The organism is Aeromonas sp. TS_SC_11 (genome assembly GCF_057318915.1).
On the sequence record NZ_CM170470.1, the window covers coordinates 4,332,007 to 4,346,565 of the forward strand.

The 14,559-nt window shown below is 58.5% G+C and carries 16 protein-coding genes; 6 read left to right on the forward strand and 10 right to left on the reverse strand.

Annotated elements, in window-relative coordinates; translation table 11 throughout:
* Position 1: 1 nt before the first annotated feature.
* Together yfcE and AC1P02_RS20005 are read right to left on the reverse strand one after the other, a co-directional pair.
* Positions 2-544: a phosphodiesterase gene (gene yfcE, locus AC1P02_RS20000; RefSeq protein WP_346209154.1), complete on the reverse strand. Its 543-nt coding sequence runs from the start codon at positions 542-544 to the stop codon at positions 2-4.
* An 11-nt stretch (positions 545-555) separates the two neighbouring features.
* Positions 556-2,208, reverse strand: coding sequence for a peptide ABC transporter substrate-binding protein (locus tag AC1P02_RS20005; RefSeq protein ID WP_485183066.1), 1,653 nt, complete (start codon positions 2,206-2,208; stop codon positions 556-558).
* Positions 2,209-2,447: 239 nt separating this feature from the next.
* Here AC1P02_RS20005 and AC1P02_RS20010 point away from each other — a divergent pair, with 239 nt between their 5' ends.
* On the forward strand, positions 2,448-3,353 hold the full coding sequence (locus tag AC1P02_RS20010) for a DMT family transporter (RefSeq protein WP_485183068.1): 906 nt from the start codon (positions 2,448-2,450) through the stop codon (positions 3,351-3,353).
* Between the two features lie 35 nt (positions 3,354-3,388).
* On the opposite strand, the gene rsuA is transcribed toward AC1P02_RS20010, so the two are convergent.
* Positions 3,389-4,081: a 16S rRNA pseudouridine(516) synthase RsuA gene (gene rsuA / locus AC1P02_RS20015; protein ID WP_485183070.1), complete on the reverse strand. Its 693-nt coding sequence runs from the start codon at positions 4,079-4,081 to the stop codon at positions 3,389-3,391.
* Positions 4,082-4,254: 173 nt separating this feature from the next.
* Here rsuA and AC1P02_RS20020 point away from each other — a divergent pair, with 173 nt between their 5' ends.
* Entirely contained in the window at positions 4,255-5,451 is a 1,197-nt protein-coding gene (locus AC1P02_RS20020; protein ID WP_058394211.1) for an HD-GYP domain-containing protein, read from the forward strand.
* Here the strand turns inward: AC1P02_RS20020 and AC1P02_RS20025 are convergent.
* Positions 5,448-5,630 (reverse strand): hypothetical protein, encoded by a 183-nt coding sequence (locus tag AC1P02_RS20025; protein ID WP_005320234.1) that lies wholly within the window; start codon positions 5,628-5,630, stop codon positions 5,448-5,450. The genes AC1P02_RS20020 and AC1P02_RS20025 overlap by 4 nt on opposite strands.
* Positions 5,631-6,030: 400 nt before the next feature.
* On the opposite strand from AC1P02_RS20025, the gene AC1P02_RS20030 reads away from it, so the two are divergent.
* The 3 genes from AC1P02_RS20030 (at position 6,031) to AC1P02_RS20040 (ending at position 9,913) form a co-directional block, all read left to right on the forward strand.
* Complete coding sequence (locus AC1P02_RS20030; protein ID WP_485183072.1) at positions 6,031-6,993, forward strand: IS1595-like element ISAs23 family transposase; 963 nt, start codon at positions 6,031-6,033, stop codon at positions 6,991-6,993.
* A 32-nt stretch (positions 6,994-7,025) separates the two neighbouring features.
* Entirely contained in the window at positions 7,026-7,919 is an 894-nt protein-coding gene (locus tag AC1P02_RS20035) for an EamA family transporter (protein WP_485183074.1), read from the forward strand.
* A 131-nt stretch (positions 7,920-8,050) separates the two neighbouring features.
* Positions 8,051-9,913 (forward strand): extracellular solute-binding protein, encoded by a 1,863-nt coding sequence (locus AC1P02_RS20040; RefSeq protein ID WP_485183077.1) that lies wholly within the window; start codon positions 8,051-8,053, stop codon positions 9,911-9,913.
* Between the two features lie 94 nt (positions 9,914-10,007).
* On the opposite strand, the gene AC1P02_RS20045 is transcribed toward AC1P02_RS20040, so the two are convergent.
* Complete coding sequence (locus AC1P02_RS20045; protein WP_005320236.1) at positions 10,008-10,400, reverse strand: DUF2750 domain-containing protein; 393 nt, start codon at positions 10,398-10,400, stop codon at positions 10,008-10,010.
* A gap of 94 nt (positions 10,401-10,494) precedes the next feature.
* A complete protein-coding gene (locus AC1P02_RS20050; protein WP_485183079.1) occupies positions 10,495-11,052 on the reverse strand; it encodes a hypothetical protein in 558 nt (185 codons plus the stop codon).
* Between the two features lie 250 nt (positions 11,053-11,302).
* On the opposite strand from AC1P02_RS20050, the gene AC1P02_RS20055 reads away from it, so the two are divergent.
* Entirely contained in the window at positions 11,303-11,551 is a 249-nt protein-coding gene (locus AC1P02_RS20055) for a TIGR02647 family protein (RefSeq protein WP_005320240.1), read from the forward strand.
* Here the strand turns inward: AC1P02_RS20055 and AC1P02_RS20060 are convergent.
* The 4 genes from AC1P02_RS20060 to AC1P02_RS20075 all read right to left on the reverse strand — a co-directional run bounded on the left by AC1P02_RS20060 (position 11,538) and on the right by AC1P02_RS20075 (position 14,544).
* The gene (locus tag AC1P02_RS20060; RefSeq protein WP_485183081.1) at positions 11,538-11,843 is read right to left on the reverse strand and encodes a hypothetical protein; all 306 of its coding nucleotides are present in this window, start codon (positions 11,841-11,843) and stop codon (positions 11,538-11,540) included. The genes AC1P02_RS20055 and AC1P02_RS20060 overlap by 14 nt on opposite strands.
* Before the next feature lie 104 nt (positions 11,844-11,947).
* Positions 11,948-12,157, reverse strand: a complete 210-nt coding sequence (locus AC1P02_RS20065; protein WP_005331438.1) for a cold-shock protein — start codon at positions 12,155-12,157, stop codon at positions 11,948-11,950.
* Between the two features lie 205 nt (positions 12,158-12,362).
* The gene (locus AC1P02_RS20070; protein ID WP_485183088.1) at positions 12,363-13,463 is read right to left on the reverse strand and encodes a dihydrolipoamide acetyltransferase family protein; all 1,101 of its coding nucleotides are present in this window, start codon (positions 13,461-13,463) and stop codon (positions 12,363-12,365) included.
* 94 nt (positions 13,464-13,557) lie between these two features.
* Positions 13,558-14,544 carry an alpha-ketoacid dehydrogenase subunit beta gene (locus AC1P02_RS20075; RefSeq protein WP_087755334.1) on the reverse strand — a complete coding sequence of 329 codons (987 nt, stop codon included), beginning with the start codon at positions 14,542-14,544 and terminating at the stop codon, positions 13,558-13,560.
* Positions 14,545-14,559 lie beyond the last annotated feature (15 nt).

Genomic DNA, 14,559 nt, shown 5'->3' on the forward strand with positions numbered 1-14,559 from the left:
CCTATAACACCAGCCTCAACAGTTCTTCGCTGTCCGCACAGGCATGGATGCTCAACACGCCCGTCTCATACCGGCCATAGGTTGCCGCCAGCTCTCCCCGTGGAAAACAGATAGACCCCGGATTCATCAGCACCAGCTCCCCTTCTCGCTGCAGCACGGGTAGATGGGTGTGGCCGCTGATAAACAGGCTGCCGGGGGGCATCGGTACCGCATCCGGGCGATAGAGATGACCATGACTGACAAACCAGCGCCGTCCATCCACCAGCAACTGGTTATAAGGTGCTGTCATGGGGAAGTTCAGCAACATCTGATCCACTTCCGAATCGCAGTTGCCACGCACCGCCATGATGTGCGGCGCCAGCTGATTGAGCCGCTCCGCCACGGCGGCGGGGGCATAACCCGGCGGCACCGGATTGCGAGGGCCATGGTTGAGCAGATCGCCGAGCAGCAGATAGTGATCGGGCTGCCAGGGAGCAAGCTGGGCCAGCACCTGTTCCAATGCGCTCAGGCTGCCGTGCAGGTCTGAAATGATGGCAATCTTCATCGCGAACTCCCTTACTGCTTGCTGAAATAGAGATCCTTGGTGGCGATAGCCCCCTTGAGGTTCTGGCTCGGCAACCCTCGCAGTGTGGGGTCCACCAGCCGCATCTGGTTGTAGTGATACACGGGAATGGCGGGCATTTCGTCCATCAGCAGCTGCTCGGCCCGGCGATAGAGTCCGGTCCGGGTACTACCATCCAGGGTGTCCGATGCCTGCTGCAGCAAGCCATCAAAGGCCGGATTGCAATAGCCGCTCTCGTTCTGGGGATCCTGACAGCGGAAGCTGTTGAGCATGGATGAGGGCTCCACATAATCTCCAAACAGGAAGGAGCGGACCAGCATGAAATCACCACTGTCTTTTGCCACCTGATAGGCGCTCCACTCCATGTTGTTGAGCGACACCTCCACCCCCAGCGGTTTCCACATGGCGGCCACCGCCAGCGCCAGCTTCTTGTGGCTCTCAGACGTGTTGTAGGTCAACGTCAGCTTGAGGGGACGGGCACTGTTGTAACCTGCCTGCACCATCAAGGCGGCAGCCTTGGCCAGCCGTGTCGGCTGATCCTGCAGAGCCAGCGGTGAGCCAAGTGCCTCATAGCCTGGCATGCCAGGCAGCAGAGACCAGGCAGGTCGCTCCCCCTGACCGCTGACCTGTTCGGTCAGCACGTGGCGGTCTATGGTCATGGCCAGTGCCTGGCGCACCCGTACATCCTGCAGCTCGGGACGGCGCAGATTGAAGGTATAGAGATAGGTGCCAAGCAGGGGCAGACCCCAGATCCGCTCTGGCGTCGTCTGTTTGGTCTTCTGGTAATACTCCAGTGCCACCTTGTTGGTAAGCTGGATCTCCCCTGCCTCATAGCGCAGCCGTTCAGCATGCTGGGAGGAGAGCGGCAGATAGGTCACCCGCTTGATCCGGGTGTGCAAGTCATCCCAATAATGGATGTTTCGCTCAGCCTCGATACGTTCATTGGGCGCCCAGTTCACCAGCTTGTAAGCCCCATTGCTGACCAGTTTGCCGGGCTGGGTCCACTCTTTGCCAAACCGGGTGATCGCCTGCTCATTGACGGGAACAAAGGGGCGTTGACTGACCAGTTGCAGGAAATAGGGTACGGGCCGCTCCAGTGTCACCTTGAGGATCTGGCTGCTCTCGGCTTCCACCCCCAGCGACGTGAGCTCGAGAGCCCCGGCATAGATGGATTGAGCATTGTTGATACCGGTCGCCAGCAGCAATCCGGCGGAAGGGGACCCTTGTGCCGGATCCAACAGCCGACGCCAGGCGTAGACGAAATCCTGTGCGGTAAGCGGCTCACCATTGGACCATTTGAGCTGGGGTCGCAGGAAGAAGCGCCACACCAGCCCATCTTCGCTGGTCTCCCAGCGCTGGGCCTGAGCCGGCACTATCTTGCCCTGACCATCTTCGCTTACCAGCCCTTCAAACAAATCCACCAGTACCACTTCCCCCGGAAAACCGGAGCGGATCTGGGCCGGATCGAGGGACTCAGGCTCATCACCGTTGCCCTTGACCAGCGTCTGGCGATCCGACAGTACAGTCTCCTGGGTAACAGTGGTTGCTTGCAGCGACGGGGCCATCAGCAGGCCCAGCAGCAAGGGAGAAAGCCAGCGACGTGCTGGCCGGCGTTCCGGCTGATAAACAGCGGCGCGGTAAACCATGACATAAACCTCGTTCAATTCACTTTATTTCAAGAAGGGGGAAGGCCGGCAGCGCGCCTGAATACGAATGCATGATGCTGCGCTTGTTATCCCCGAAGACGCCCCGTATTGTATCGGGCTTGCCCAAGAGATGGAGTCTTTCGGGCTATTTTTTTCCGTAGTTTTTATGAAATGTGAGTGGCTGTCGCTGGTAACGGCCTGACACGTCTTTCGATCTGGCTACATTCTCAGGAGTTTTTATGGGGTATGAGTGGCTGGCGCTGGCAGCGGCCAGTTTGTGGGCAGTGGCGGCCCTGATTTCGGTCAAACCGGCCCGCCACCTAGGGGCATTTGCCTACAGTCGCTGGCGCATGTTTCTGGTCAGCCTGATGCTGGGCACCGCCAGCATCGCCACCGGAGGCTGGCAATCCCTTAGCGAGAGCGCTCTTCCCCTGCTGGCGCTGTCGGGCCTGATCGGTATCTTTGTCGGGGATACAGCCCTGTTTGCCTGCATGAACCGGCTGGGGCCCAGACGCAGCGGCCTGTTGTTCTCCTGCCATGCTCTCTTCTCCGCCCTGCTCGGTCTCTGGTTGTTTGGTGAGCAGCTCGGCGGCTGGCGACTAGTGGGAGCGCTGCTGGTGTTTGCCGGTGTCATGCTCGCCATCCTGTTCGGCCGGCGTGGCGGCAATCAGCACAACGAGTGGGAACAGGTGCGTGGACACCTTGCCATCGGCATCGGTCTGGGGCTGACCGCGGCCTTCTGTCAGAGCCTGGGTGCCATCATCGCCAAGCCAGTGATGATGAGTGGCAATGTCGACGCTGTGAGCGCCTCCGGCATCCGCATGGGCAGTGCCCTGTTGGCTCACTGCACCTTGCGAGTGCTGAGATTACCGCTCGCCATGCCCCACAACCCCATCGACCGTCAGGTGCTGGGGTTGATTGGCATCAACGGTTTCCTGGCCATGGCCATGGGGATGACACTGATCCTGGTCGCCCTGCGCCAGGGAGAAGTCGGCATGGTGGCGATTCTCTCCTCCACCACGCCAGTCATTCTGCTACCCCTGCTGTGGTGGCATTCGGGCCAGCGCCCCTCCCTTGCGGCCTGGGCGGGCGCCCTGCTGGCGACCCTGGGTACGGCCATGGTGCTGGGGGTCAGCGGACACTGAGCAAGGCGCGCCTTGCTCAGTGTCAGGCGAGCGGCTTAGAACTGGGCGATTTCCTCTGCCGTCAGCTCGCGGTATTCGCCCGGAGCCAACGCTTCATCCAGCGCCAATGCACCGATCTTCTCCCGATGCAGCCCCACCACCTTGTTGCCGATCGAGGCAAACATCCGCTTCACCTGATGATACTTGCCTTCATGGATGGTAAGGCGGGCCTCGCACTCGGCCAGAATTTCCAACTGAGCGGGACGGGTCTTCTCGGTCTCATTGCGCAGAAACACGCCATCGGCAAACAGCGATATGGCGTCCTGATGCACGGGATCAGCCAACCAGACATGGTAGGTCTTGGCACATTCATGGCGCGGCGAGGTGATGCGGTGAGACCATTTGCCATCATCGGTGACCAGCACCAGACCCGTGGTATCGAGATCGAGTCGACCAACCACGTGCAGCTTGCCCATGGCAGGTTCATCCATCAGGAAGAAGACGGTCGGGTGATCTGGATCCTCGTTGGAGCAGACGTAACCTTCCGGTTTGTGCAGCATGAAGTAGCGATTGCGCTGATCCAGCGTCAGCATGACACCGTCAAATTCAACCTGGCTCTGCTCGTTGATGTGAAAAGCGGGTTGTTTGACCACTATGCCATCCACAGTGACCTCTCCCTGCCGGATCAGTTTGCCCGCCAGGGAACGGGTCAAATCGGAACAATCGCAAAGAAATTTATCGAGCCGCATGCACAACCTCAGAGTCCATCAATAAAGGGGCGCCATTATATAGGCCAAGGCCAACAACTCCAGCAATAAGCAGTGCTGGCGTAAACCGTACCACAATGACGAAGCATGGCGCGGATGTTAGACTGCCTGCTGAGGGCCTAACATTACGCATAATAATAAAGTCAGGAAGCCGTATGAAGTCACACACTCCTCATCCCGTCATTCCCGTCAACCAGCTACAAGCAGGCATGTATGTGATCGCCATCACCAGCCAGACCGGTGGCATGGAGATCGCCCAGATGGGGCTGGTGACGACTCGTCAGCAAATTGATGACCTGATCCGGCGCGGTGTGCTCACGGTGCGCGTCGATCTCGCCCGCAGCAAATTGGCTGGCATAGAGCAGATTATCTTTCCCGACCCGGCAGCCTCTTCAATTGCGTCGCAACGCCCGACAGGCAGCGCGAACGGCGAGGGACGTGAGCTCAAGATCCGCCGCCTGTATCAGGAGGCCCGTGAGCTGCAAGGCAAATTCATTCGCCAGCTAAAGGCGGGTGAGCCCATCGACATTACCCCCTTGGCAACCGTGGCCGAAGAGATGGTGGACACCATGTTCACCCACGGCGATGCCATGCTCTGTCTGGCCCGCATTCGTGCCAAGGATGCCTACCTGATGGAGCACTCCATGAACGTGGCCATACTGCTGGCCAACTTCGGCCGTTATCTGGCGCTGGAGCGCAGCGTGCTCAAGGAGCTGACCCTGGGGGGGCTGCTGCATGATGTGGGCAAGATCATGACCCCGGATGAGGTGCTCAACAAACCGGGCAAGCTGACCGATGAAGAGTTCACCGTAATGCGCCAGCACGTGGTACATAGCCATGACATTCTGAGCAGCACCCCGGGCATCACAGCCACCATGCTGGAAGTCGCCGCCAATCACCATGAGCGGCTCGATGGCACCGGCTATCCCCGCCACCTCAAGGGTGACCAGCTGTCTCTCTACACCCGCATGAGCGGCATCGTCGATGTCTACGACGCTGTGACGGCGGATCGGGTCTACAAGCAGGGGATGCAGCCGACCCAGGCATTCCGGATCCTGCTCAAGGGGGCAGACCACCATTTTGATCGACTGCTGGTGACCAAGTTCATCAAATGCATGGGTGTCTATCCGGTGGGTACCTTGGTACAACTTTCCAACCAGCGACTGGCCATCGTCATGCAGCGCAATCCGCAAGAGCCGCTCAAGCCGGTGGTGAAGGTGATCTATCACGCGACCCAGCGCCACTACCTCGAGGTGCAGTGGCTGGATCTGGCGAAGTCCGGGGTACAGGAGAGCATAGAAAGCACGGTCGATCCCAAAGAGTTTGGCATCAGCCTCGCCAACTTCGTCTAGTTGGCGCCCCCTTCCCGTTCGACACAGTGCTGGATCAAAAACTCTTCATCCAGCGGTGACAGATCAAAACGGATGCTGGCCTCTTCAATGGCACGGATATCGTGTTGATGATGCTCGCTGAGCCAGCGTACGGCGCGGCGCAGATCTTCGCCATGGGGCAGCAGAGTGTGGTCGCTCATGGGGGATACCTCCGTTAAGCCATTGGCACCAGCCGCACTATCGGGCTGTCTTTGTATAGCGTAGACCGTCCGCCGCCCCTTCTCGCTCTCCCCCTCCATCGGGCCGCAGACAAAAAACCGAGGTCAAGGCAGGCAAACGCCCTATCCACCACAGATGCCTTGACCACTGCCCGGCCGCCTCTTGGCCCACAAGAGTGGCCGGTAACCAGCAAGTGATCCGTCCTTTGGTGCAAGCCGGTCTGGCGACTTGACGCCAGCCACCCTGTCAAGGGTATGCTCGTCCTCTTGCCGACCCGTCCCGCTGGCAGCGGGATCGCCGCACCTCTTTTAAAAGGCTCTGTCCCAATTACGTGTTGAAAGGCTAAGCTTGAAGTAGGCCATCATCTTGAGGTCTACCATCATGGATACCCCAGCCTTTCAACACCTGTTATCCCTCTTTCCACTGCTTACCCTGCGCCAGCGCCGTGTTGCCCAGCAGGAGCTCACGGCGCCACACGCCATTACCTCACTCAATACCCAGTTACCAGCATGCAGCGGTTGCCCTCATTGTCAGGCCGAACCTGCTCAGCTGGCGCCTTGGGGATGGAGTCGGGGACTGCGCCGCTACCGTTGCAAACTGTGTCTGCGCACCAGCACCGTGCTCACCAAGACGCCCTTGGCCCGGTTGCGCAAAGCCCAGTGCTGGGAAGACTACGCGCAAGCCCTCATTGAAGGGCTGACCGTCCGTCAGGCAGCGCTGCGTTGCGGCGTCAGCAAAAACACCGCCTTCCTCTGGCGTCACCGCTTCTTGCGCGTGATGGCAACCCATCAAGCCACACGGGAAGAGGGCATCGTTGAGGTTGATGAGACCTTCTTCCTCGAATCGTTCAAAGGGCAACGGGGACTGCCGCGTCCGCCACGGCATCGCGGTGGTAAAGGGCGAACACGTGGAACCGGGCCGGATTACATTCCGGTGATGGTGGTGCAAGACCGGGCAGGCCACCATGCGGATTTTCAGCTGGATAAGATGAATGCCGAAACAGTGATAGCGGTCTTGAAGCCCTTGGTTTCACCTGACGCGGTGCTTTGTAGCGATGGTGCGGGCGTGTATGCCAGTTTCAGCCAAGCGCAGGGGGTGACCCATCAAGTGGTGCACAATCGTCGGGGCGAACGGGTGGTTGGTGCGTATCACATCCAGCATGTAAACGGATATCACCATCGGTTGAAAGAGTGGATGGAGCGGTTCCATGGCGTGGCGACCCACTACCTGAAGAATTACCTGGGTTGGCGCAGGATGCTGGAACGTTACGGAAGGGGGGTGAATATCAAAGCGTGTTTGCATGAGGCGCTGGGGCACCCCATGCAACACGTAATTGGGACATAGCCTTTTAAAAGGTAGTCATACAAGGAAGCTGAATGCAAACCAAGGACAAGTGTCTGGCCGCCCTGGTCATCCTCTGCTGGGGGCTGAATTTCGTGGCGATCAAGTGGGGGCTGGAGGGGATACCGCCGCTGTTGCTGGGAGCGCTGCGCTTCGTCGGCGTGGTCTTCCCCGCCATCTTGCTGGTGCCCAGGCCCACCATGCCCTGGCGCTGGCTGCTGGCCTATGGTGGCGCCATCAGCCTGGGACAGTTTGCCTTCCTGTTCAGTGCCATGAAGTTCGGCATGCCGGCGGGCATGGCCTCGCTGGTACTGCAATCCCAGGTGGTGTTCACCCTGCTGTTCGCCATGCTCTGGCTGGGGGAGCGCTGGCAGCCCCATCACTGGGTAGCATTGCCACTGGCGGGCGCAGGCCTCTATCTCATCGCCACCTATGGCGAGGGTAACCTGACCCTGCTCGGCTTCGTGCTGACGCTCTGCGCAGCCGCCTGCTGGAGCCTTGGCAACGTCATCAATCGCCAGATTGGCCTGCGCTATCACACTTCCCTGCCCAGCCTCATCGCCTGGGGCGGCCTGGTGCCCATACTGCCTTTCTTCGCCCTTTCCTGGCTGTTCGAAGGGCCGGAGCGCATTGCCGCCAGCCTGCTGAATGTCAGCTGGCAGGGACTGCTCTGCGTGCTCTACCTCTCACTGGTCGCCACCTGGCTCGGTTACGGCCTATGGGGCCGCCTGCTGATGCGTTATCCGGTGGCCCAGGTGGCACCGCTCTCCCTGCTGGTGCCCTGCGTCGGCATGGTGGCGGCTGCCGTCCTGCTCGATGAGCACCCCACTCCGTTGCAGTGGCTGGGCTCTGGTCTGGTGCTGCTCGGCTTCGTGGTCCATCTGCTGGGTGGCCGGCTGCGCTGGTTCAAGTCACAGACGGCGCCTTGATGACCAGGGCGTTATTTGCCCATCGGCATTGACCCAACTGGCAAAAATTTCCATCATGAGCCAGTCCCTATCGGGACTGACGTCACCAGACCGAGCCTGCAGGATGCAGACCATCAGGAGAGAGCAAGGATATGCCATCGACAGCCTCAGCCGGGGTGAGCCCCGTCCCGACCCTTATTCGCACCACTGCTTACACCGCCGCCATCACCCTGACCTTGTGCTGGAGTCAGTTTGGCTGGGGCGCCGGCCTGCCTGCGGATCTCAAGTGGGAGAGCAACAATGCGGACCCTGTCTACGCCGACCCGGCCGCCAAACGGGGCGGCACCTTTCGCGGATTTGTCACCAGCTTTCCGCTGACCTTGCGCAAATTCGGGCCCGATTCCAACGGCAGCTTTGCCAGCTATGTCAGGGAAAGCAACCTGCCGCTGCTGAGCACACATCCCGTCACAGGCAACCCCATGCCCATGCTGGCAAACGCGTGGGCCTTTGGCGCGGATCACAAGACCCTCTATTTTCGCATCAACCCCAAGGCTCGCTGGTCAGATGGCAAGCCCGTCACCGCCGATGACTGGGTGTTTACCCTCAAGATGATGCGCAGCAAGGAAATAAACGACCCCTGGTACAACAACTACTACAGCACCCAGATCGCAGACGTGACTCGCTTCGATGACCACACCCTCTCCATCACCAGCGGCAGCGAAAAGAGTCGGGAAGATCTGCTGGAATCCCTGCCATTCACCCCGGAGCCAAGCCACGCCATCAAGCTCACGGCCAACTGGGTCAAGGAGTACAACTGGAAAATACTGCCAGTCACGGGCCCCTATCAGCTCGGCGAGGTAAAAAAGGGCAAGTCGGTTAGCTTCAAGCGGATCAAAGATTGGTGGGGAGACGAGGAGCGCTACTTTCAACACCGCTTCAACCCGGACAGGATTGAGATCAAGGTGTTGCGGGATCAGAACATCGCCTGGCAACACTTCTTGCGCGGCGACCTGGATACCTTCCCGCTGGTCATGCCCAACTGGTGGCACGACAAGACCAAAACTGCAGAATTCGAGAAGGGTTATATCGAGGGGCTCTGGTTCTACAACCAGACCCCACAATCCCCCATGGGACTCTATCTCAATACAGCAGACCCGCTGCTCAGCGAGCTCAATGTGCGGCTGGGCATCCAGCATTCCCTCAACCTAGACAAGATGCTCGTCACCTTGCTTCGAGGGGATTACCAGCGACTCAACAGCTACGGGTCGGGCCAAGGGGATTTTACCAACACAGAGATAAAGGCACGCCCGTTTGATCCCAAACTTGCGCGCAGCTATTTCGCCAAGGCTGGTTTCAACAAGGTGGGGCCACAGGGCATTTTGCAAAACGACAAGGGGCAGCCACTGACGCTGACCATCACCTACACCACGGCGGAACATGCCCAGCGGCTCACTTTGCTGCGGGAAGAGGCCAAGAAGGCGGGGCTCAATCTCGAGCTCAACCTGATGGATGCCTCTTCGGGTTTCAAGTCCATGCTGGAGAAAAAACACCAGAGTGCCTGGATGGCATGGAGCGGCGGTCGCTATCCCGCTTATTGGGAGTTTTTCCACAAGGTCAATGCCAACAAGCCCCAGACCAACAACATCATGAACATAGATGATGACGCCATCACTGCCCTGGTGGAGCAGTACGACATGGAGTTCGACTTCGCCAAAAAAGCGGCGCTGTCGCGGCAGATCCAGCAGCGTCTGTATGAACAGGCCAGCTTTGTCCCCGCTTATCAGGTGCCCTATACCCGGGAAGGGGCATGGCGCTGGATAAAATTGCCCAAGCTGCCCGCCACACCCAAAAGTGATCTGCTTTACTGGCCACTCGATGGCGGAAGTAGCGGCTACAGCTACGGCGGTCTGCTCTGGATCGACGACCAGCTAAAAACCGAGACAAAAGCCGCCATCAAAAACGGCAAGACCTTTCCTGCCGTCATGAAGATAGACACCACTTATCGGCAGCCTTGAGACCAAAGTACATATCAAACAAAAGACCCCGTACCAGAGGTGACGGGGTCTTTTTTGTTTGCAACCTTGCTTGCAGCCTTGACGCCAGGGGCGATTAAGCGCGCTTGGCCTGCTTCTCGGCAATGGCGTCAGCCACGTCGGCCGGCGACAGCACTATGCCTTCCTGATCCGGAGTCGGGAACACGGCGACGCACAGCTCGTCCTGCTCCATACCGTCAACCCAGCGCTCCAGCCACACCTTGAGGGTGATGGACTGCGGTTTGCATTCGGCCCATTCACCCTCGGCCCACGCTTGGGCGTACTCAGGATGTGGCCATACAGGGATGCAATCTTCATCGTCTGTGGTCAGCATCATGACGCCGTGCTCGTCGGTCAGGACAAACAGCTCTTCGTACTCGACCAGCTTGCTGATGAAGTGCTCGTAACGGTAGTCGGCATTCAGTTGCAGCGCAGCATTGCGCTCGGTTTCGCTCAGTTCATAGCTCATTGGCCAAGTCTCTCTTTCAATAAAGGGCGCCATGTTCACATCTTGCTGACAGCTTGTCCAGTATGAGAGATCGGTCACCTATTTTTCGGCAATATCAGCCCAGTTCAGGCGTCACCAGGGAGATCTCCGTCGTCTCGCAACAACGCTGGCGCAGCCAGTAGGCGGACTCCACCTCGACGAAGCAGAGCTGATCCCGTCCAGCCAATGCGCCACCCATGATCTGCTCGAATCGCAGCACCTGTTGTTGCTCCCAGGCGTTGGCCAGTTTGGAACCATGGGCTTCGTCCACCACCTCGCGGCGCAGCTCGAACAGGTTGTCGGTGATCGGGCTGTTTATCTTGGCCGGGCTGTGCCAATACATCAGCAGATTGTCCATCATCTCGCTGTCGTAGTTGGCAAGGGCATCCAGCTCGGGCGTCGCTCCGACATCGCTGGCAGCAAAGTCACACCAGCCAGCCGTCAGCGACGCCAGGGTTTGCGCAGCTGCACCCTTGCCATGCTGACGCAATACGGCCACATCCCCCCCCTTTATGGCTGGCAGCCAGACATCGCCCTGATGCTGGTCGAGCAGAGGTAGCAGCAGAGAGGTGGGATAGACAGGGAAACGGGGACCGAGAGTGTGAAGCAGTGATACTAGCGTGATCTTTACCATAAGGGCGCCTTGAACTGGAAGGCCGATATACAGTGCTCGGCCAGAAAGACAAAGGAGAGCCCTATCCTATCATGTTTGAACGCTGGCGAGCGGACTCACATTTTCACTGCTCAACTCGGAGATCCGCGCCCAAAAAAACAGCGTTCAAGCACTCCCCGCACGGATAAAGCCCAATAGTTTGAACCAGCGCCCACTAAAGTGGATCCGGGAATGCTAGTTTGCATACATCTTTAGCGTAAGGAGTGCATTCATGATTGGGATCGACCAGATTTCTAACGACTTTGTAAACGACTTGAAAATACTGGCATGCTTTGATCCGGCCAACATGAGCCTGGGGATCAAGTTGCGCAGTGACATGTCCGACGAGCTGTGTCAAGCGGCTGTACGTCTGCATCAGCAGGGGCTCATCAGCGCAGAAGATGGCGGCTACCTGACTCCTTTTGGCATGACAATGGTTGAGCATCTGCAGCATCTGATAGTCGCACTCAAACCGCTTTGATCGCCTGCGGGGCCCAGAGCGAAAAGTTGACCAACTCCCAGCGCAAGCCCTGGCGCAGCAAACAGGCAAACAGCAAAGGACCTTCGGGTCCTTTTACTTTGCCATCGACCATCCACTCCCCTTCCCGCTTTGGCAAAGGCTGAGCCTTGATCTCATCAGGCTGACTACCATTCCCAAGACGTACCTGAACAAACTGCTGACATACGGCTTTCGCTTCTGTGGCGGATGTACTCTGTGTCTGAAGATCGGCAATGGTCAACAGGCTGGCAGCAAGAAGAAGTGATGGGGTCATGGTGCAATTCAAGGTCAAAGATGATGCTGAATATAGTGAAGATGGCCCATAAACAAAAAGCCGTGGAACCAGAGGCACCACGGCTTTCTTAAATTCTGTAAGAATTACAGAGCAGTTACGTTCTCAGCCTGCGGGCCTTTCTGACCTTGGGTCACAGAAAACTGTACGCGCTGACCTTCAGCCAGGGTACGGAAACCGTTACCGCTGATAGCGCTGAAGTGAACGAAAACGTCCGGGCCGTTTTCTTGCTGGATGAAGCCAAAACCTTTGGTTTCGTTGAAAAACTTAACGGTACCGGTGATCATGTTAGACATATCTTTAACCTGTATTCTAAATAATTACTTATGCTTTTCAGCGGATAAAGCTCAAAAACGGGATTAACTTATGAACAACAGGAAAAGATGTAAAACATCATATTCATTGACATAACTTTGGCCCTTTCAAGCTGGTTTAGATTATACGTGGCTTTGGGGATTACGCAAACAAATTTGTGCCCCGCCAATGGCAGGGCACCGCCGTTTATAGTGCGGGCGATTCCAGTGCCTGAACCAGTACCTTGAGGAAGCGAGCCGCCTCACCACCGGTGCAGGCCCTGTGATCAAAGGTCATCGACAGAGGCAGCACTCTGACCGGGCGAGCCTCCCCGTGGATGAACACCACCTTCTCGAACAACTTGCCCGCACCTATGATGGCCACCTGCGGTGGCGTCACGATTGGGCTGGCATAACGACCCGCGATGGCACCGAAGTTGGTGAGAGTAATAGTCGCCCCCTGCAGCATCTCCCGCGGCACGGCCCGCGCCTTCACATCGGCGATCATCCGATCCAGTCCCTGCCGGATGTCCGCTCCCTCTCGCTCGGCTACGTTCTCCATCACGGGCACATAGAGCCCATGCTTGGAGTCGACCGCAATGGCAACGTTGACCTCATTGAACAGCCGCCTTGAGAGCGTATCGCCGTCAAACCAGGCGTTCATGGAAGGTTCGGCCCGGCAAGCGACGCCGATGGCCTTGATGAGCCGCACTGTCACATCTTCGTCTGGGCGCCAGTGACGCAGATCCACTTCGTCGGTGATGCTGACCGGCACAACTGTCTGATGAGAAAGCTCCATCGCCTTGGCCATGGCCCGGCGCGAGCCCTTGAGGAACTCGTTGCCGCTGCTTTGCTGCGCCTCGAATGCCGCCTGCACATCCTGCTCGGTCACCATGCCGGCGCTGCCACTGCCTTTGATCCGATCGATATCCAGACCCAGTTTCTGTGCCAGCAGCCGCACCGCAGGCATGGCCTGTACCAGGTTGCCACCCGGGGCTATGGCCCCCACCACGAAGTGATCCTCGATATGCTGTTGGTGAGCGCTGACCTTGCCCACCACAGTGCCGTCATCTTCACCCCCTTCAAATTCCACCAGTGGCGCGCCGATGTGGAGTATGTCGCCCTCCTGACCACAGAGCCTGGCGATCACCCCCGCTACCGGCGAGGGCACATCCACCAGCGCCTTGGCGGTTTCTACCGACAACAGCACCTGATCGACACTCACTGTATCGCCAGCACTCACCTTCCATTCGACGATCTCGGCCTCGGCCAACCCTTCGCCCAAGTCCGGTAATTTGAAAAATTTCATGACCAGTTCTCCATCTGCGGGGCAATCACCAAACGTTGGAAGATTCCATGGCTATTTTTTGCTCGGCTGCTGAAGCGCCAAAATTTGAAAAATGTCATAGCCATTTGTTCTCCATCAGCTGGTAAGCCGCATCCGCGATATCCTGCTCTGTGATGAGGTAATACTCTTCGTTGCGATAATAGGGTACGGCGGCATCCACCCCGGTGAGACGCTTGGGCGGCGCCTTGAGGGAAGCCAACGCCTCCTCGGTCACCCGCGCCACTATCTCGGCCCCCACCCCGAAGCTGCCGCACGCCTCGTGCACCACCAGCAGACGGCCTGTCTTGCGCACCGACGCCAGAATGCTCTCCATGTCCAGCGGCTTGATGGTCGCCAAATCCAGCACTTCACACTGGATATCCTGCTCCGCCAAGAGGCTCGCCGCCCGCATCACCTCCTGGATACAGGCCCCCCAGGCAACCATGGTGATATCCCGCCCCGGCCGCAGGGTGAAGCAGACATCCAGCGGCAGGCCGACACCGTCATCCACCACGTCCGACTTCATGGAGCGATAGATACGATCAGGCTCGAAGAACATGACGGGATCCGGGTCACGAATGGCCGATAGCAGCAAGCCATAAGCGCGCCTCGGGCTGGAGGGAATGACCACCCGCAGGCCCGGAATATGGGCAAACAGGGCTTCAACGCTCTCGCTGTGGTGCTCCGGCGAGTGAATGCCGGCGCCGTAGGGAGAGCGATAGACGATGGGGCAGGACAGACGGCCACGGGTGCGGTTACGCATCCGCGCAGCCTGGCAGATGATCTGCTCCATGCCGGGGAAGATGAAGCCCTGAAACTGGAACTCGGCCACCGGCTTGAGTCCCTGAGTTGCCATCCCCACCGCCACCCCGGCGATCAGCCCCTCGGCCAGCGGTGTATCTATCACCCGTTTGAAGCCAAACTTGTCGCGAAGGCCAACAGTGGCCCGAAACACCCCGCCGTTGACCCCGACATCCTCCCCCAGAACAACCACATCAGGGTCGTGTTCCATCTCATGGTGCAGTGCCAGATTGATGGCTTCGAGCAGTGTCATTTCACTCATGCGTCCTCCCCCACT